This window comes from Streptomyces sp. NPDC002825 (assembly GCF_040295385.1).
Classification (GTDB): domain Bacteria; phylum Actinomycetota; class Actinomycetes; order Streptomycetales; family Streptomycetaceae; genus Streptomyces.
This window is the reverse complement of the sequence record NZ_JBEOVH010000001.1, coordinates 35843-54778: the sequence shown is the minus strand read 5'-3', so window position 1 is coordinate 54778 and position 18936 is coordinate 35843. Positions and strand designations below refer to the sequence as shown.

At 70.0% G+C, this 18936-nt stretch carries 17 protein-coding genes; 9 read left to right on the top strand and 8 right to left on the bottom strand.

All coding sequences use genetic code 11. From position 1 onward, the window contains the following. Positions 1–419: 419 nt before the first annotated feature. Positions 420–2189: a chromosomal replication initiator protein DnaA gene (gene dnaA, locus ABT041_RS00260; protein ID WP_351176496.1), complete on the bottom strand. Its 1770-nt coding sequence runs from the start codon at positions 2187–2189 to the stop codon at positions 420–422. Positions 2190–2586: 397 nt separating this feature from the next. On the opposite strand from dnaA, the gene rpmH reads away from it, so the two are divergent. From rpmH to ABT041_RS00215, 9 genes are all read left to right on the top strand, one after another. Continuing rightward, positions 2587–2724, top strand: a complete 138-nt coding sequence (rpmH, locus tag ABT041_RS00255) for a 50S ribosomal protein L34 (RefSeq protein ID WP_015659252.1) — start codon at positions 2587–2589, stop codon at positions 2722–2724. A 21-nt stretch (positions 2725–2745) separates the two neighbouring features. Further along, positions 2746–3117: a ribonuclease P protein component gene (rnpA, locus tag ABT041_RS00250; protein ID WP_351176492.1), complete on the top strand. Its 372-nt coding sequence runs from the start codon at positions 2746–2748 to the stop codon at positions 3115–3117. Further along, complete coding sequence (gene yidD / locus ABT041_RS00245) at positions 3114–3440, top strand: membrane protein insertion efficiency factor YidD (RefSeq protein WP_351176489.1); 327 nt, start codon at positions 3114–3116, stop codon at positions 3438–3440. The genes rnpA and yidD overlap by 4 nt, the downstream gene beginning before the upstream one ends. Positions 3441–3443: 3 nt before the next feature. Continuing rightward, entirely contained in the window at positions 3444–4760 is a 1317-nt protein-coding gene (gene yidC / locus ABT041_RS00240) for a membrane protein insertase YidC (protein ID WP_351176486.1), read from the top strand. 30 nt (positions 4761–4790) lie between these two features. Then, the gene (locus ABT041_RS00235) at positions 4791–5303 is read left to right on the top strand and encodes a Jag family protein (RefSeq protein WP_351176483.1); all 513 of its coding nucleotides are present in this window, start codon (positions 4791–4793) and stop codon (positions 5301–5303) included. A gap of 118 nt (positions 5304–5421) precedes the next feature. Further along, on the top strand, positions 5422–6138 hold the full coding sequence (gene rsmG, locus ABT041_RS00230) for a 16S rRNA (guanine(527)-N(7))-methyltransferase RsmG (protein ID WP_351176480.1): 717 nt from the start codon (positions 5422–5424) through the stop codon (positions 6136–6138). Positions 6139–6374: 236 nt separating this feature from the next. Then, a complete protein-coding gene (locus ABT041_RS00225) occupies positions 6375–7451 on the top strand; it encodes a ParA family protein (protein WP_351176477.1) in 1077 nt (358 codons plus the stop codon). Then, positions 7448–8479 carry a ParB/RepB/Spo0J family partition protein gene (locus tag ABT041_RS00220; protein WP_351176475.1) on the top strand — a complete coding sequence of 344 codons (1032 nt, stop codon included), beginning with the start codon at positions 7448–7450 and terminating at the stop codon, positions 8477–8479. Before ABT041_RS00225 ends, ABT041_RS00220 begins: the two co-directional genes overlap by 4 nt. A gap of 163 nt (positions 8480–8642) precedes the next feature. Next, positions 8643–9260, top strand: a complete 618-nt coding sequence (locus ABT041_RS00215; RefSeq protein ID WP_351176472.1) for a GNAT family N-acetyltransferase — start codon at positions 8643–8645, stop codon at positions 9258–9260. 69 nt (positions 9261–9329) lie between these two features. Here the strand turns inward: ABT041_RS00215 and trxA are convergent, their stop codons facing one another. From trxA to ABT041_RS00180, 7 genes are all read right to left on the bottom strand, one after another. After that, positions 9330–9665, bottom strand: a complete 336-nt coding sequence (gene trxA / locus ABT041_RS00210) for a thioredoxin (RefSeq protein WP_351176469.1) — start codon at positions 9663–9665, stop codon at positions 9330–9332. 47 nt (positions 9666–9712) lie between these two features. Further along, positions 9713–10678 (bottom strand): thioredoxin-disulfide reductase, encoded by a 966-nt coding sequence (trxB, locus tag ABT041_RS00205; protein WP_351176466.1) that lies wholly within the window; start codon positions 10676–10678, stop codon positions 9713–9715. Positions 10679–10816: 138 nt separating this feature from the next. After that, positions 10817–11752, bottom strand: coding sequence for an RsmA family anti-sigma factor (locus tag ABT041_RS00200; protein WP_351176463.1), 936 nt, complete (start codon positions 11750–11752; stop codon positions 10817–10819). Then, positions 11749–12453 (bottom strand): RNA polymerase sigma factor SigM, encoded by a 705-nt coding sequence (gene sigM, locus ABT041_RS00195; RefSeq protein WP_351176460.1) that lies wholly within the window; start codon positions 12451–12453, stop codon positions 11749–11751. The genes ABT041_RS00200 and sigM overlap by 4 nt, the downstream gene beginning before the upstream one ends. 24 nt (positions 12454–12477) lie before the next feature. Continuing rightward, positions 12478–14172, bottom strand: coding sequence for a protein kinase family protein (locus ABT041_RS00190; protein ID WP_351176457.1), 1695 nt, complete (start codon positions 14170–14172; stop codon positions 12478–12480). A gap of 118 nt (positions 14173–14290) precedes the next feature. Beyond that, on the bottom strand, positions 14291–16513 hold the full coding sequence (murJ, locus tag ABT041_RS00185) for a murein biosynthesis integral membrane protein MurJ (protein WP_351176454.1): 2223 nt from the start codon (positions 16511–16513) through the stop codon (positions 14291–14293). 43 nt (positions 16514–16556) lie between these two features. Further along, positions 16557–18926, bottom strand: coding sequence for a DUF6049 family protein (locus ABT041_RS00180; protein ID WP_351176451.1), 2370 nt, complete (start codon positions 18924–18926; stop codon positions 16557–16559). Positions 18927–18936: the final 10 nt, after the last annotated feature.

Sequence of the window (18936 nt, the reverse complement as noted above, 5' to 3'; positions counted from 1 at the left end):
TCGGCCCAGTGAGCGGAGGCGTTTCGTTGCCGAACAGTGGACAGCGGTGTGGAGAAGCTGTGGGCAACCGACCGCCGCCTGTGGGCAGCCAGTGGACAACCTTCGGGACCCCCTGTGGACGAAAGATTCATCCACAGCCTGTGGAGATCGTTTGCCAACAATTCCACAAGCGGCTGACCTGGGGTGATGATCTGTCACCAGGCCGGCCTGTGGACACAATCCGGATAACTCGACAGTCCCCACCCTGTGGACGGGAGATCATCCCCCAATCTGTGGAGAACGTGCCACCGGAACGGAGTAATCGAACACGGCAGGGACGGCCGCGAACGGGCGGAGCGCCGCGGGAACGACGAAGGGCGCCCCGGGAGGTGTCCCGGAGCGCCCTCGAAGAGCTTCTGGAGAGGCCGTGGAGGCCCGCGTCAGCCGTTCTTGATGCGGTTCGTGAGCTCGGTGACCTGGTTGTAGATGGAGCGCCGCTCCGCCATCAGGGCACGGATCTTCCGGTCCGCGTGCATCACCGTCGTGTGGTCGCGGCCGCCGAACTGCGCGCCGATCTTCGGCAGCGACAGGTCCGTGAGCTCACGGCACAGGTACATGGCGATCTGTCGGGCCGTCACCAGGACGCGGCTGCGCGAGGATCCACAGAGGTCCTCCACCGTCAGTCCGAAGTAGTCGGCGGTTGCCGCCATGATCGCGGGAGCGGTGATCTCCGGGGAGCTGTCCTCGCCCCCGGGGATCAGGTCCTTGAGGACGATCTCGGTCAGTCCGAGGTCCACCGGCTGCCGGTTGAGGCTCGCGAAGGCCGTCACCCGGATCAGCGCGCCTTCCAGCTCACGGATGTTCCGCGAGATCCGGGAGGCGATGAACTCCAGTACCTCCGGCGGGGCGTTGAGCTGCTCCTGCACCGCCTTCTTGCGGAGGATCGCGATACGCGTCTCCAGCTCCGGCGGCTGCACGTCGGTGGTGAGTCCCCACTCGAAGCGGTTGCGGAGCCGGTCCTCCAGGGTGACCAGCTGCTTGGGCGGCCGGTCCGAGGAGAGCACGATCTGCTTGTTCGCGTTGTGCAGGGTGTTGAAGGTGTGGAAGAACTCCTCCTGCGTCGACTCCTTGCTCGCCAGGAACTGGATGTCGTCGACGAGCAGGATGTCCACATCGCGGTAGCGCTTGCGGAAGGCGTCGCCCTTGCCGTCGCGGATCGAATTGATGAACTCGTTCGTGAACTCCTCGGAGCTCACGTACCGCACGCGCGTGCCGGGGTAGAGGCTCCGCGCGTAGTGCCCGATCGCGTGCAGCAGGTGGGTCTTGCCGAGACCCGACTCCCCGTAGATGAAGAGCGGGTTGTACGCCTTCGCCGGCGCCTCGGCCACCGCGACGGCGGCCGCGTGCGCGAAGCGGTTCGAGGAACCGATGACGAAGGTGTCGAAGAGGTATTTGGGGTTCAGCCGCGCGTGCTGCTCGCCCGGAGCGCCGGCGCCCTGCCCGGAGGACGAGGAGCCGGGACCGCCGCCCGGCACGCCGCCGGGGCGGGGGCCGGGACGCGGACCGTGGTTCTGCGGGTCGGGCAGCTCGGCGCGCTCGGGCCGCGGCGACTCGTAGCCGCGGGCCGGCTCGTCGTAACGGGTCCCGCGGGACTGCTCGGGACCGGCCGGGCCGCTGGGACCGGTGTACGGGGCGCGCTCCTGGTATCCGCCGAGCCGCGGCTGCTGCCAGGAGAGGTCCTCCTGGGTGCGCGGCCAGGCACCGGGGTCGGGCCGCTGCTGCTGCGGGTAGTCCGGATAGGCGGGGCGTGCGGTGGGCAGCCCGTCGTCGGGCATCGGCCGGTGGCCGTACCCGTCGTACTTCTCGTACGGCTCCGGCTGCGCGCGCTCGTCGTAGCGGGGCTGCTGCACGGGCGGCGCGGGCGGGGTCGGCTCGCCGACGGAGTCGTCGACGGTGATCGCGATCCGGATCGGCCGGCCGCACTCACGGCTGAGGGTCTCGCTGATCAGCGGGGCGAGCCGGCCCTCCAGGACCCGCTTGCCCCACTCGTTGGGCACGGCGAGCAGCGCGGTGTCCGCGACAAGGGCGAGCGGCTGGCAGCGCTCGATCCACTGCTTGTCCTTGGGCTCGATTCCCTGCTGGCCCTCCGCGAGGAGCTGCTCGAGGACGCGTGGCCACACTGCGGCAAGATCGGCAGGTACGTCAGCCACAGGGCACGCTTTCTCGCAGGTCCCACGATGGTGTGGTTCTCGGGGACAGTGGGTCGAAGTCCGTGAGGACGGGTCCGCCCGGGACAGGTGAGGACAGAACGGAAAAAGATTGTGGAGACCGTCCACGGTAGTCGGGCCCGATGACGTGGTTCAAGTTGTTGTCCACAGCCTGTGCACAATGGGGGGTGGCGACAGGTCGGTTTGACCGGATGGCGTAGCCGCGCGTACCGTAACCAGGTCGAGTTGTCGATGGCTGCTGCCGCCTGCCTCCGATGGGCAAAGATCACGGTCAGTGATCGTGTAGCGGTGCACTCGGGCGTATTGCGAGCTACTCGTGGGCGCACGGTGACAGCCAGGCGATGTCCCGCCATCTACGAATCATTTCTGGAGCCCCCGAGTGAGCAAGCGCACCTTCCAGCCGAACAACCGTCGTCGCGCGAAGACCCACGGCTTCCGCCTGCGCATGCGCACCCGTGCCGGCCGCGCCATCCTGGCGAACCGCCGTGCCAAGGGTCGCGCGAGCCTGTCCGCCTGATCCACTTAAACAGGTCATGACGTGCTGCCTACCGAGAATCGGCTGAGGCGGCGCGAGGACTTCGCAACCGCGGTACGCCGAGGTCGCCGGGCCGGTCGCCCGCTCCTCGTCGTCCACCTACGCAGCGGTGCAACGGACCCGCACGCGCCTGGGGAGAGCGCTTCCCCGACGCGTGCGGGTTTCGTCGTGAGCAAGGCCGTGGGCGGTGCGGTCGTACGCAACCAGGTGAAGCGACGCCTGCGCCATCTCGTCCGCGACCGTCTCTCCGAGCTGCCCCCCGGTAGCCTGGTGGTCGTACGGGCGTTGCCCGGAGCCGGCGACGCCGATCACGCACAGCTGGCCCGAGACCTGGACGCCGCTCTTCAGCGGCTGCTGGGAGGGGGCACGCGATGAAGTACCCGCTGCTGGCTCTCATCAAGCTGTACCAGTGGACGATCAGCCCTCTTCTGGGCCCCGTCTGCCGGTACTACCCGTCGTGTTCCCACTACGGATTCACGGCCATCGACCGGCATGGCGCGATCAAGGGCACGGCCCTGACCGCCTGGCGGATCCTGCGGTGCAACCCGTGGTCGCCCGGCGGTGTGGATCACGTCCCCCCGCGTAAGCGCCCCCGCTGGCACGAGCTGCTGCGGAACGCGCTGCGCGGCGACAAGGGCGGGCCCACCGCCGAGACGAGCCCGGCCGCCGAGACCTCGCCCAATGCTCAAGGAGCCTGATTAGTGGACACGATTGCCAGTCTGTTCAGCTTCATCACCTGGCCCGTTTCCTGGGTCATCGTCCAGTTCCACAAGATGTACGGGGCGATCTTCGGCCCCAACACGGGCTGGGCCTGGGGCCTCTCCATCGTGTCCCTGGTGGTGCTGATCCGCATCTGCCTGATCCCGCTCTTCGTGAAGCAGATCAAGTCGACGCGGAACATGCAGGCGCTCCAGCCGAAGATGAAGGCGATCCAGGAGCGCTACAAGAGCGACAAGCAGCGTCAGTCCGAAGAGATGATGAAGCTGTACAAGGAGACGGGCACCAACCCGCTCTCCTCGTGCCTTCCCATCCTGGCGCAGTCGCCGTTCTTCTTCGCCCTGTACCACGTGCTGTCGGCCATCGCCAACGGCGAGACCATCGGCGTCATCAACCAGTCGCTGCTCGAGAGCGCCCGCCAGGCCCACATCTTCGGTGCCCCGCTGGCCGCCAAGTTCACGGACAGCGCCGCTGAGGCCCAGGCTCTCGGTGCCTCGATCACCGATGTGCGCGTCGTCACCGCGATCATGATCATCCTGATGTCGGCCTCGCAGTTCTTCACCCAGCGCCAGCTGATGATGAAGAACGTCGACCTCTCGGTGAAGACCCCGTACATGCAGCAGCAGAAGATGCTCATGTACATCTTCCCGCTGATCTTCGCCGGCATGGGCATCAACTTCCCCGTCGGTGTCCTCGTCTACTGGCTGACCACCAACGTGTGGACCATGGGCCAGCAGATGTACGTGATCAACCAGAACCCGACGCCGGGCAGCAAGGCCCAGGACGCCTACCTGCAGCGTCTGCTCAAGAGCGTCACGCAGCACGGTGAGGTCCGCGGCCGCCGCCGGAAGAACATCGTCAAGGTGATCGTCGCCAAGGGCAGCGACCGCAACGACAACGAGCGCCGCTTCTTCACGGGCCTCTCCAAGGCCGGCTTCGCACCCCAGGCCGACGGCACCGTGATCAAGGGCGACACCCTCGTCGCCGAGGCCGAGGGCGGTGCCGCCGCCAGGCGCCAGCAGCCCAAGCGCCAGACCAAGGCCCAGCGTCAGGCCTCCGCGGCCCCGCAGTCCGCGGCGAAGGACACCGAGGACGTCTCCGAGACGGCCGCCGAAGAGGCGACCACCTCGCTCGAGAAGAAGCCCCAGGGTCCGGTCAAGAGCGAGGCCAAGGACGAGGCGCAGGCCGACAAGCCCCAGCGCCCGAGCCGCGCCAACTCCGGAGGATCCCGTCAGGGCAAGTCCGGTCAGGGCCAGCGCAAGGGCCAGCAGCGGCCCAAGCACCCGTCCTCCAAGAAGTAAGCCCTCCCAGAAGCAAGAAGGAGTCCATCCGTGACGGAAGGCACCACCTCCGCCGCCGCCGAGGGTGGCGACACCCTGACCCGCCTGGAGCAGGAGGGTGAGATCGCGGCCGACTACCTCGAGGGCCTGCTCGACATCGCCGACCTCGACGGCGACATCGACATGGACGTCGAGGCCGACCGGGCCGCTGTCTCGATCATCAGCGACTCCAGCAGCCGCGACCTGCAGAAGCTCGTGGGCCGCGACGGCGAGGTTCTGGAGGCGCTCCAGGAGCTGACGCGCCTGGCCGTGCACCGCGAGACCGGTGACCGCAGCCGGCTGATGCTCGACATCGCCGGCTTCCGGGCCAAGAAGCGTGCCGAGCTCGCCGAGCTGGGCGCCAAGGCCGCCTCCGAGGTGAAGTCCACGGGCCAGCCGGTCAAGCTGGAACCGATGACGCCGTTCGAGCGCAAGGTCGTGCACGACGCGATCGCCGCCGCCGGTCTGCGCAGCGAGTCCGAGGGCGAGGAGCCGCAGCGCTTCGTCGTTGTGCTCCCGGCCTGAACCCTCACGTAGTGTCGGCCCCGTCTGTTCGCAGGCGGGGCCGATCTTTGTCAGCCTTGATAGTCAGCCACCACAGTGCGCTCGCACGCGAGTCGTGCGGTACGGAAGGACGGTTCCCGTGACGGAGGCAGCGGAGCTCCCCGAGGCGCCGGAGCAGGCGCGGACAGTCTTCGGTGAGTACTTCCCGGAGGCCGTGCGGTACGCGGAGCTGCTCGCGGATGCGGGTGTGAAGCGCGGTCTGATCGGCCCGCGTGAGGTCCCGCGTCTCTGGGAGCGCCACCTGCTGAACTGTGCCGTCCTCTCGGAGGTCGTCCCCGAGGGCGTCACCGTCTGCGATGTGGGCTCGGGCGCGGGTCTGCCCGGTATCCCCCTGGCGCTGGTCCGGCCCGACCTGAAGATCACGCTCCTGGAGCCGCTCCTGCGCAGGACGAACTTCCTTCAGGAGGTCGTCGAGCTGCTCGGCCTCGACCATGTGACCGTGGTCCGGGGACGGGCGGAGGAGATGCTCGGCAAGATCACGCCGGTGCACGTGGTGACCGCCCGTGCGGTGGCTCCGCTCGACCGGCTGGCCGGCTGGGGTGTTCCCCTGCTGCGCCCGTACGGAGAGATGCTGGCGCTCAAGGGCGACACCGCGCAGGAGGAGATCGACGGTGCTCGCGCCGCGCTCTCCCGGCTCGGTGTGGTGGAGACCTCGGTCGTCCAGGTCGGCGAGGGGATCGTCGACCCGATGTCCACGGTCGTGCGCGTGGAGGTCGGCGAGAGCCCCGGTGGTGTGCGGTTCGCGGCCAAGCGGGCCAAGGCGGCTCGTACCAGCAAGACCCGCCGACGTCGCTGAGCGTCCCATACGTACCATTTCGGAGTGTCGAACGGTCCCGGCCGGGCGGCAGGGGCATGGTGTTTCACGTGAAACGTCGCTCACTGCTGCAGGGGATCATCAGCCGCGGTCGCGCGGCTGCCACGCCCCGGGACCGTAGACCCCGTGTGAAGCCACCCGCGAGGGTTACGGAGTTGTCCACAGAGGTGGATTCACCCACAGAACCACCGACCTCGCTGGTTCACGACCCCGAAAGCATGGCAGGCTCTCCTCATCGCGAGCCTGAAGCCGAGGAGAGTGAATCCTTGCGGTCCGACGCCAACATCGCGGGACCGATGACCGATCCGGTCCCCGGTCCCCGAACCGAATCGGTGGGGGAGGATGTTTCACGTGAAACACCGCCCCCGATGGACGACACCCCCATCGGTCGTGCTGCCCAGCTGGCAGTAGAAGCGCTGGGTCGTGCCGGTGAGGGACTTCCCCGCCCGGCTCAGACTCGCGTGATGGTCGTCGCCAATCAGAAGGGCGGCGTGGGCAAGACGACCACGACGGTCAACCTTGCCGCGTCCCTGGCGCTGCACGGCGCCCGCGTCCTGGTCATCGACCTGGACCCGCAGGGCAACGCCTCGACAGCGCTCGGCATCGACCACCACGCCGAGGTCCCCTCGATCTATGACGTCCTGGTGGACAGCAAGCCGCTCTCGGACGTGGTGCAGCCGGTCGTGGACGTCGAGGGCCTCTTCTGCGCCCCGGCCACCATCGACCTGGCAGGCGCCGAGATCGAGCTGGTGTCGCTGGTGGCCCGTGAGAGCCGCCTGCAGCGGGCGATCCAGGCATATGAGCAGCCGCTGGACTACATCCTGATCGACTGCCCGCCCTCGCTCGGACTCCTCACGGTCAACGCCATGGTGGCGGGCGCGGAGGTACTGATCCCGATCCAGTGCGAGTACTACGCGCTGGAGGGGCTCGGACAGCTCCTTCGCAATGTCGACCTGGTCCGAGGGCACCTCAACCCGGCGCTCCACGTCTCGACGATCCTGCTCACCATGTATGACGGCAGGACGAGGCTCGCCTCGCAGGTCGCCGACGAGGTGCGCAGCCACTTCGCCGAGGAGGTGCTGCGGACCAGCATTCCGAGGTCCGTCCGCATCTCGGAGGCGCCGAGCTACGGGCAGACGGTCCTCACCTACGACCCGGGCTCCAGCGGCGCCCTGTCGTATCTCGAAGCGGCCCGTGAGATCGCCCTGCGGGGGGTCGCCGTGCAGTACGAACCGCAGCACGCCCATGTAGGGCACCAGAACAACCAGCGCAGCATGTCGGAGGGGATCCAGTGAGCGAGCGACGTAGGGGATTGGGGCGTGGGCTCGGTGCGCTGATTCCCGCTGCTCCCCAGGAACGGCAGGTGGAGCGAGGGGTGGCCGCCGCGAAGCTGGCGACGCTGCCGCAGAGCCCGCAGGCCCCGGAGTCCACGCCGGCGTGGAACGAGCCGGAGCCGGTGGCCATGCCGGAGCCTCCGGCCGGTGCGTACTTCACCGAGCTTCCGATCGACGCCATCGTTCCCAACCGGCACCAGCCGCGTGAGGTCTTCGACGAGGACGCGCTGGCGGAGCTCGTCACCTCCATCAAGGAGGTCGGTCTGCTTCAGCCCGTGGTCGTGCGCAAGATCGAGGCCGACCGCTACGAGCTCGTCATGGGCGAGCGTCGTCTGCGCGCCTCGACGACGGCCGGTCTGGAGCGCATCCCGGCCATCGTCCGGGACACCGACGACGAGAAGATGCTCCTGGACGCCCTCCTGGAGAACCTTCACCGGGCCCAGCTGAACGCGATCGAAGAGGCCCACGCCTACGAGCAGCTGCTCAAGGACTTCGGCTGCACGCACGACCAGCTCGCGGAGCGGATCGGGCGCTCGCGGCCGCAGATCTCCAACACGCTGCGACTGCTCCGGCTCTCGCTGCCGGTGCAGCGTCGCGTCGCCGCCGGAGTGCTCTCCGCCGGCCACGCGCGGGCCCTGCTCGGTGTGGAGGACCCGGACGCCCAGGACAAGCTGGCGTACCGGATCGTCTCCGAGGGGCTCTCGGTGCGCAGCGTCGAGGAGATCGTCAGCCTCATGGGCTCCGAGGAGCCCGAGGCCGCGGTCAAGCCGAAGGGCCCGCGGGCCGGTGGCCGTGTCTCGCCCGCGCTCACGGACCTCGCCACCCGGCTCTCGGACCGCTTCGAGACCCGGGTGAAGGTCGACCTCGGACAGAAGAAGGGCAAGATCGTCGTCGAGTTCGCCTCGATGGACGATCTGAACCGGATCCTCTCGACCCTGGCTCCGGGCGAGGGGCGGGTCATGGACCACAAGAACTCCGAGCAGGGCTGATCCCGCTTCCTGCTCACTGAGGCCGCCCAGGGCGGGCCGTGCTCCGGTCTTCACCGGAACGCGGCCCGCCCTTTGCGTGTGAGCGGTATCGCCCCGATCGTCCGATCGATACGATTCCGAGAGGCGTATCCGTGCTCGATGGCGAGGGAAACGAGGAGCAGCCGTGGGGCGTCGGCTCGTACCGCTCACGCTGGACAACCTTCCGGATCTCCCCAAGCGGTGTCGCTCCTGTGTCTTCTGGGAGCTCGACCCGGTCAGTGGTGAGGCCGCCGTGAAGGCGGGGCGCCCGGAGCTGGAGAAGGAGGCCTGGATCTCGGCCGTTCTCCTGGAGTGGGGCTCCTGCGGCCGGGTGGTGTACGTCGACGAGGTGCCGGTCGGCTATGTGCTCTACGCTCCCCCGGCCTATGTGCCGCGCTCGACGGCCTTCCCGACGAGCCCCGTGGCGGCGGACGCCGTCCAGCTGATGACGGCCTGGATCATGCCGGGCTACCAGGGGCAGGGACTGGGGCGGGTGGTCGTGCAGACCGTGGCCAAGGACGTGATGAGGCGGGGCTTCAAGGCCATCGAGGCATTCGGGGACGCCCGGTGGAAGGAGCCGGCCTGTGTGCTGCCGGCCGAGCACCTTCTCGCGGTGGGCTTCAAGACCGTGCGCCCGCACCATGCTTTCCCCCGGCTGCGGCTGGAGCTGCGGACGACGCTCTCCTGGAAGGAGGACGTCGAGATGGCTCTGGACCGTCTGCTCGGGGCCGTGCAGAAGGAGCCTGCCCTGCGGCCTCTCTAGCTTCGGAGAACGAGAACGGCCCGCCCCCGACAGGGGGCGGGCCGTTTCACGTGAAACATGCGGTGGGTGTCAGGCCTTGGCCTCGACGAAGCCCTCCAGGTCGCGCAGGATCGCGGCCTTCGGCTTGGCGCCGACGATGGTCTTCACGACCTCGCCACCCTGGTAGACGTTGAGCGTCGGGATCGACATGACGCCGTACTTGGCAGCCGTGGCCGGGTTCTCGTCGATGTTGAGCTTCACGACCTCGATCTCGCCGTGCTCGGCGGCGATGGCCTCCAGCGACGGGGCGATCTGGCGGCACGGGCCGCACCAGGCAGCCCAGAAGTCCACCAGGACGGGCTTGTCGCTCTTGAGGACGAGCTCCTCGAAGTCTGCGTCGGTCACGTTCTTCAGGGCGCCGGCCACGGCGGCCTCCTTCTTTTCGCGGGGTGTGGGGTGGGGAGAGACGGGGGTCAGACCGCGGGGGTCTCGGCCAGCTTCTCGCTGTCGGCGAGGGCGGCCAGGAAGCGCTCGGCGTCGAGCGCGGCCGAGCAGCCGGTGCCGGCGGCCGTGATGGCCTGACGGTAGGTGTGGTCGACGACGTCGCCGGCGCCGAAGACACCCGTGAGGTTGGTGCGCGTCGACGGGGCGGCGACCTTGAGGTAGCCCTCCTCGTCCAGCTCCAGCTGGCCCTTGAAGAGCTCGGTCCGCGGGTCGTGGCCGACGGCGATGAAGAGGCCGGTGACGGGCAGCTGGCGGGTCTCACCGGTCTTCGTGTCGCGCAGGGTCAGACCGCTGAGCTTCTGATCGCCGTGGATCTCGGTGACCTCGCTGTCCCAGGCGAAGGAGATCTTCGGGTCGGCGAAGGCGCGCTCCTGCATGGCCTTGGAGGCACGCAGGGTGTCCCGGCGGTGGACGATCGTGACGGACTTGGCGAACCGCGAGAGGAAGGTGGCCTCCTCGATCGCGGTGTCGCCGCCGCCGACGACGGCGATGTCCTGGTCCTTGAAGAAGAAGCCGTCGCAGGTGGCGCACCAGGAGACACCGCGGCCGGAGAGCGTGTCCTCGTTGGGGAGGCCGAGCTTGCGGTGCTGGGAGCCGGTGGTGACGATCACGGCCTTGGCGCGGTGCACGGTGCCGGCGGTGTCGGTGACGGTCTTGATGTCGCCGGTCAGGTCGACGGCGACGACGTCGTCCGGGACCAGCTCGGCGCCGAAGCGCTCGGCCTGGGCCCGCATGTTGTCCATCAGGTCCGGGCCCATGATCCCGTCACGGAAACCAGGGAAGTTCTCGACCTCGGTGGTGTTCATCAGGGCGCCACCAGCGGTGACCGCACCCTCGAAGACCAGAGGATTCAGCGACGCTCGGGCCGTGTAGAGCGCAGCGGTGTAACCCGCGGGCCCGGAGCCGATGATGATCACGTTACGGACGTCGCTCACGGGTTTCTTCCTCGTCTCTGCAGACTGCCACTGCCTACGGGGGCGGTTGTCTCGGTCGCTCTCACCCCACCCAACGGATCCTAAGGGGCGCGCATTCCCGAGACCGCCGCGCGGCACGTGGCCGGGCGGGAAGAGAGGTCAGGAGCGAGGGTACGTCTGGCTGAGCAGCACGTCGGCGGGCGGGCTTCCGCTCTCCTTGGGGCGCTCGGCGCAGGAGGCGTCGAGCACATAGGCCTGGACCCGTGTGCTGTCCGCCGGATCGGTCAGGACGACCAGATAGGCCGGTGCTCCCCGGTACTCGCCGCGCTCGTGGCCGAGCAGTCCGTCGGTGCGGCCGGTGCCGGCAAGGACACAGCCGGGAACGGCGTCGGCCGTGTTGCGCTGGGAGGTGTTGCTGCTCGCCTCGGCGGACATGGATTCGGGCCCGACCCCCTGGGGGGTCTTGGGCGCGCGGTTCTCCGCGAGGAGGGCGTGGACCCGGTCCTCGACCGGTGCACCGGAGAAGGGACTGAGGGGTGCGCTCGCGAACGTGTCGGCCTTCTGGGCGTCGGCCGAGCCGGCGGAGATCGGGTCGCCCGGCTGGCTGAGGAGGTAGAGGCTCGTACCGAGCACCATGGCCCCGAAGGCGGCGCCGATCGTGGAGAGCGCGATCCGGCGACGGCGGGGCGTGCCGGGGCGTCCGGGGCCGGTGCCCGCCCGGGGACGTCCGGCGGGACGGTCCGGGGCAGGGGAGGACGGGGACGGAGCCGTGGTCTTGGTGGAGGAGCGCGATGTTTCACGTGAAACAGGGGCGTCGCTCTCCGGGGAGGTGGCGTTGAGGAGGGCTTCTGCGGCCAGGGCCGCGTCGATCCGCCCGGCGATCTCGGCGGGCATGCGGGGCGGGCCCGGCAGGGTGCCCAGCAGGCCCCGGATCTCCTCCAGCGAGGACCGGACGTCGGCACAGAGGCGGCAGCCGTCCAGGTGCCGCCGTACGGCCGCCGAACGGGTCGGCGAGAGCAGCCCCTCGGTCAGATCGGAGATCTCCGAGACGTCCGGGTGCTGTGTGGTGTCGGCCTTGCCGGCCGTGGAAGTCACGTGCGCCCACCTCCGCCCTTCACAGCAGCTGGATCTGTCGGTCCGGTATCCGTCGGCCCCGGCACCGGTGGGACGGATGTCCCCGGCGTCCGGTTCCTTCCCCCTTCGACGGCCTCGTTACCCACGGTGTCGGCGCGCAGATGAGTGACCATCGGAAGGAGGCGTGCTCGCCCGCGCGCGCAGCGGCTCTTCACGGTCCCGGTGGGGACGCCGAGGATACGGGCTGCCTCGGCGACCGGGTATCCCTGCATGTCGACCAGGACCAGCGCGGCTCGCTGGTCCTCGGGGAGCGTGGCGAGAGCGGCGAGGAGCTGACGGTTGAGGTCCTGGCGCTCCACGGGCGCCTCGGCCGACTCGTGGGGGTCGAGAAGCTGCTCGAAGCGGTCGGTGTCGTCGACCGGTGAGGTCCGGCGCGAGGCGGTCTTGCGGGCACGGTCGAGGCAGGCGTTGACCGTGATGCGGTGGAGCCAGGTTGTGACGGCCGACTGGCCACGGAAGGTGTGGGCGGCCCGGAAGGCGGAGATCAGGGCGTCCTGGACGGCGTCAGCGGCTTCCTCGCGGTCCCCCAGGGTCCGCAGGGCCACCGCCCACAGCCGATCACGATGCCGCCGCACGAGCTCGCCGAAGGCGTCGGGGTCCCCGGCGACATGGCGCGCGAGGAGCTCCCGGTCGTCCGTGGTGTCGTCTATCGGTCGGTCCAACGGTGAGCCCCTCCCCCAGCGTCGTCAGCCCATGACCTTGACTTCGGTCAGCTGACCGCGGTACTCACCGTCGGTGAGGGGCAGCTCCGTCAGCCAGACCAGAACGTAGCGGGTCGTGACCGGCTTGGGGAACTTCAGCTGCACATCGCTGCCGGATGTGGACGCCTGGGTGGTGAAACCTTCGGCCGTGGCAGGCGCCGTGGAGGCGCCGTCGGGTGCCGTGCGGACCTCCACCGAGGTCTGCCCGACGAACGACAGGTCGACCGAGCTGACCTTCTGGGCCGAGCCCAGGTCCAGCACTATGCCGACGCCGCTCTTCAGGTTGCCGAACTTCGCGGTGGTGTAGTTCTTGGTGTGCCAGAAGGTGCTCGGATTCCCGTCGTACGCGTCCGCCACGGACTCCGGGTACTCCTCGCCGTTGCCCCCGGGGGGCGGGTCGAAGTCCTGGGCGGACGAGATGGTGAGCGGTTTCAGCGGCTTGGGCTTCTCGTCGTCGAGCGTCGGCTGGACGTTCTTCGGTTCGTCCTTGCCCTCCGGGGCGAGGAGCCGGTCCGCGATCTGCCAGCTGCCGAGGCCGAGCGCGGCGATCAGGAGGGCCGAGACGGCCCACTTGAGCGCCTTGCCGGTGCGGCTCTGCAGCGGCGGGGGCGGGACGACGACCGGCTGGGTGACCACGGGACGCGGCTGGGGGCGTCCGTAGGTGCCCTGCTGGTACGTCGTGTGCTGGTACTCGGGCGGCGGGGTGAACTCCGGCTCCGGCGGCCGGACACGGGGCATCGCCGCCACGGCCCTGGCCAGTTCGTCCGGGGTGGTGCAGGGCGGCTCCTGACGCGAGGCGGTGGCCCCGTCGTTCGCGAGGGCGCGCATGGCGATCTCGGAGAGGCCCCGGTGGACACCGGCGCGGACCTGGTCGGGCGCCAGCAGTCCGACGCCCTTGGGAAGCCCGGAGAGCCCGTAGGCGTCGCTGTCGTACGGCCAGCGCTGGGTGAGCGCGGCGTACAGCAGGGCGCCGATGGCCTCGGTGTCGGTGCGCTGCGGACGCTCGGCGGTGATGCCGCGCAGGGCGGCGTTCACGGCCAGGCCGCGGATCCGGTACTGACCGGTGGAGCTGCGCAGGACGGCGCTCGGGGTGAGCCGGAGGTGGGCGAGGCCCTCGCGGTGGGCGGCGGCCATGGCCTGGGAGACCTGGCTGACGAGCTGGTACGCGTCGTGCGGCTCCAGGGGGCCGGCCGCGAGCAGCGCGGTCAGCTCGGTGGAGTCCGGCAGCCATTCGTGCACGACGTACACGAGGTCGTTCTCCTCGACGGCGTCGAGGACCTGGACGAAGCGGGGGTCGCCGAGGAGAGCCGAGGAGCGGGCCGCGGCCAGGACCGACCGGGCCCTGGGGTGGTCGGCCGGCAGCAGGTGGACCCCGACCGCGCGGCGCAGCTTCTCGTCGACGGCACGCCAGCTGCTGAAGCCGTCCAGACGGGTGACGCACTCCTCCAGCCGGTAGCGTCTGGCCAGTTTGTGGCCGCTGTGCAGTTCGGGTGCCGTGATGGAGGGCTGTTCGCCGCTCTGTCGTTCGACCGCCTTGCTCTCCGTGGCCTCGGCGGACTTCTCCGCCGTCTTCTGCTCTTCCGCCACCCCGTCGGTCGCGGCCGTGTCCGCCTTGGCGGTCAGCGGGTCGTCACCGCTGTTGTCGGCCACGTCGACGGCAGCCGTGCTACGTTCCGCCACCGTCGTTCCTGCCTCCCCATCCGTTGCGCCACATCCAACAGCCAAGCCAATTGTGCCCACAGTCGGACGCTATGCACGACACGCGGTTCCCGCCGATGGTTGTGCGGGGCCGCCGGGTTCAGCGTCCCAGACGTCCGCGGACCATGCCGACCAGGGTGTTCAGTTCCGCGATCCGCATGCGCTTCGCGGCGACGAAGAAGACGCCGAGGAGCACCGCACCGCCCACCACGAGGGCGGCGAGCGAGCCGAGGGCGCCCTCGCCCAGCAGCTTCAGCAGGCCGAAACCGACGGCACCGGCGACGATCGCCGCGGGCACGGAGGCCATGCAGAGCCGCGCGTAGGTCCGCATCACATGCGTGCCGTCCAGGTCGCCGCCCAGGCGCTTGCGGAGCCGGCGCCACGCGATGCCGACGCCGACGGCGTAGGCGAGGCCGTACGAGGCGGCCATGCCGACCACGGCCCACTGGGCGGGCAGGACGACGTAACAGACCGCCGAGGCGGCCGCGTTGACGGCGGCGACGATCACCGTGTTGTAGAAGGGCGTCCGGGTGTCCTCGTAGGCGTAGAAGCCGCGGAGGACGACGTACTGGACGGAGTAGGGGATCAGGCCGAGGCCGAAGGCCATCAGGATGAAGCCCATGCCCTGGGCCGCTTCGACGCCGCTGGAGGCGTAGAGCAGGGTGCACATCGGGACGCCGAGCGCCAGGAAGGCGAAGGAGACCGGGACGATCGCGACGGCCGAGTTCCGCAGGCCCTGCGAGATGTCGTCCCGGACGGCGCCGGGGTCGTCGTCGTGGGCGGCGCGGGAGATCCGCGGCAGCAGCGCGGCCATGACGGAGACCGTGATGATGGCCTGCGGCATGCCCCAGATCAGCTGGGCGTTGGAGTAGGCGAGGAAGCCGGCACCGTTCTTCCCGGACTCCTCGCCGGCGGCGGTGGCGAGCTGGGTGACGACCAGGACGCCCGCCTGGTTGGCGAGGACGAAGAGGACCGTCCACTTGGCCAGCTTGACCGTCTTGCCGAGCCCGTGGCCCTTCCAGTCGAAGCGGGGACGGAAGCGGAAGCCCGTCTCACGCAGGTACGGGATCATCGCCAGGGCCTGGACGACGAGGCCGAGCAGAGTGCCGATGCCGAGCAGTCGGACGCCCTCGTCCGGAATGGTCTGCACACCCATGTGGGACTCGGCGGAGGTGCCGTACACCCAGATGAACAGGCCGAAGGTGACGATCATGACGATGTTGTTGAGGACCGGGGTCCACATCATCGCGCCGAACTTGCCGCGGGCGTTGAGGATCTGACCCATCACCACGTGCACGCCCATGAAGAAGATCGTGGGCAGGCAGTAGCGGGCGAAGGTCACGGCCACGCTGTTGGCCGCGGCGTCGTCGGCGATGGTGTTCGACATCAGCCGGATCAGGAGCGGCGCCGCGAAGACGGCCAGGGCCACGATGAGGCCGAGCGCCACCATGACCAGGGTCAGCAGCCGGTTGGCGTAGGCCTCGCCACCGTCCTCGTCGTTCTTCATGGAGCGGACGAGCTGCGGGACGAAGACCGAGTTGAGGCCACCACCGACGGTGAGGATGTAGATCATCGTCGGCAGGGTGTAGGCGATGGTGAAGGTGTCACCGAGCAGGGCGGCGCCGAGCGCACCGGTGATCACCAGGCTGCGGACGAAGCCCGTCAGCCGGGAGACCAGGGTGCCGGCCGCCATCACCGCGCTCGACTTCAGCAGACCCGAGGCACGACCGGACTTCTTGGGGGCGGGCGCGGGCAGCGGGTCGGGCTCCGGGGCGGGCGGCGGCACCTGGCCGGGCGCCTGCTGGTCCCGGTAGAGGTGCGCGAACGCGTCCGGCTCGGGCGTCTCCTCGCTCGCCCGGGTCACCAGGTCGTCGACACCGGTGAACTGGACCGTGCGCGCGTCGTCGCCGTACGGCAGGTGCCGCGAGGGACCGTCCGGTTCGGGCGCCGGGGTCTGGGCCCAGACCCGGGGGTCGGGGGCGTGCTGCGGCGCGGCCGGCTGCTGGTAGAGCGCGTGCGGGTCCTGGTAGGTGCCGGGCGGGGGCGGCGGGTGCGCGGCGCGGTCGTAGAGCGCCTCGGTCACCGGGTCCTGCGCGGACATGTCCTGGGCGCGGTACGGGTCGTGGGCGAAGGCGTCCTGGACGTAGGGGTCCTGGGCGTACGGGTTCTGCGCGTAGGGGTCCTCTCCCTGCGCGCCAGGGGCGCCCTGCTGCGGGGGCGGCACCGGCGGGTGGCCGGCGCCGGGAGGCGCCGCGGGCGTCCCAGGGGCCGGCGCCGGGCCGCCCGCGCCCTGGCCGCGGTCACCGTCGTACGGCGCGTTCATGGTTACCCCACCTCATCGTCCGGCCGACCGGCCACGACATCGCTCAACGGTCCACTTTCTCACCCGGGCCCGACGGGTCCCCGCTTTCGGGCCGGGTGTCCGGTGTCGGGTCACTCGGCTGCACGGGTTCCTCCGCGTCGGACTTGCCTTCGCCGGGCGCGTCCTCACCGGGCTCCGACGTGGCGTCGCCCTCGGCGGAGTCGTCCTCGGCTGCCTCCGCCGCCTCGGCCTCGGCGTTCCGGGCGGCCACCCGCTTGCGCTGGCTGTACATGCGCACACCGGCGAGCACGAGGAGGAGGACACCGCCGGCGATCACGAGCATCACCGTGGGAGTGATCTCGGAGACCCGCACGGTGAAGTTCATCGGCTGCCCGTACGGGGTGCCGTCCTCGGTGTAGAGCTGGGCCGTCATCGGCACCTGGCCGTTGACGTTGGCCGAGGCGGTGAACTTCACCGACTGGCTGTGTCCGCCGCCGACCTTCACCGGGAGCTCGGTGTACCTCTCGCCGTTCAGCTCCAGACGGTTCTTGTTGCCCGAGGTGAGGCGCAGCTTCAGGTTGTCCACGCCCTGGAGCAGCTTGTTCTGGACGGTCACGGGGATCGTCGCGCTGCGGCCGGAGAGCGTGAGGTCCGACTTGTCGACCAGCTGCACGCCCTTGGTGAGGGTCTGCAGGTAGTCCAGGACGTTGTTCCGGTAGATCGCGGCGGCCCGGGCCTCACCGCGCCAGGAGGTCGACATCTCGCGGTTGATCGCGCCCCCGAAGGGCGTCACGACGCGCTCCGGCTGGGTCAGGATGACCTTGAAGTCGTTCAGCTCGTCCCGCGTGGACTTCATGTCGCGGAAGGCCTGGACCGGGAGCTCGCGGTCGCGCAGCTTCTTCGGGTAGCGGGAGCTGCTCGGCACCGTGGTGGAGGCGTCCGGGTCGGGCTTGGCCGCGGCGGCCGTCAGGAGGTCGGTCGGTTCGGTCCAGCGCCGGCCGGAGAGGCCCTGCAGGGCGATCGCCATGGACTGGGCCTGCGCGGCCGTCGGCATCCGCTGCGGGGCGACGACGATGCTCCGCTGGTCCTCCGGCTGCTCCAGGGTGACCGCGAGCGACTGGGCGAGGAACTCCTGCACGGCGAGCGTGGAGCTCTCCGCGCGGACCATGTCCCCTTCGAAGGCGGTGGACAGGAGCGCGTCGCTCACCACGGCCGTGGTGCTGCCGCCGCCGAGCGGGCGGGCGGCCGTGGGCGTGTAGGAGAGGTCGTCGCGGACGCTGTCGCTGCGGGCGATCACCTTCTCGGCGCCGGCCGAGGTCGCGACCGCCACGATGGAGGGGTCGACGGCGCCGTCGACGGGCCAGGCGAAGTCGGTGGCCGCCTGGACGTGGAGGACGGTCTCGACCGTCATGCCCGCCAGGGCGGTCGCGGACTGGAGGTGTCCGAGGGAGCCGGGAACGTCCTTGCCCCGGTGGGCCAGCGAGGCCAGGTCGGGGTCGGCGAAGGGAAGGGCGACGACCTTGTGTCCCTGGACCGCCTTCTCCAGCGCGTCGAGCCAGCGCTCCGCGACTGCCTGGTACTTGCCGGGGACGTCCAGCTCGCCGTCCTTGACGCGGTAGCCGTTCGCCATGGCGTCGACGGAGGCCAGCAGGTCCGGGTCGACCACCCAGGTGACCGGGAGGTCCTTGCCCCGGGAGACCAGCTCGTCGAGGCGGCCGCCGGGATGCAGCTCGGCCGCCAGGTCGTCGTTCTCGAAGACCGGGGTCTGCTGGTCGTCCGTGGCCGTCTGCGCCGACACGTGCGACGTGGCGATGAGCGGCCAGAGGTAGGTGAGCTGGGTCTTCTTCTCGGTGGCCTCGGGCTGGTACGGCAGGAAGGTCCGCTCGATGCCGAGCACCCGCTCGTACTGCCGGTCCGAGGTCTGCCCGGTGAGCGAGACGCCCAGCTGGTAGACGCCCTCCTCGTCGAGCCCCAGCTCGGAGACGGGGACGGAGAGCGTGAAGTCCGCGCTCAGGCCGGCGCCCAGCCGGGGGATCTTGACGGTCGGCGCGTCGTCGAGAGGGGCCGGGTCGCTGTCGCTCCGGAAACCGGTGCGGCCCGACACCTGCTCGATCTCGCTGCGGCTCGTCATCCTCGGTCCGACGCGCAGGTTCACGGTCGCGTCGGTGACGGCCTTCTTGCCCCGGTTGGTCACCGTGCCCGTCACCGTGACGGTGTCGCCCTCGACGGGCGCGCTCGGGGCCAGCGTGTCGAGTGACACATCGACCGTCCTGGAGCCGGTGGCGTCCTCGGCGGCCGCCGCCGGAGCGGCGACGAGAGGGGCCTGGAGCAGGCCCGCGAGAAGGGGTGCCCCGAAGGCGACGGTGATCGTGCGCCGCAGCCATCGGCGGGCAGGTGAGGGACCGGTTCCCTGGATGTCTGCCGCCTCGGCCACGCGTTCGCCC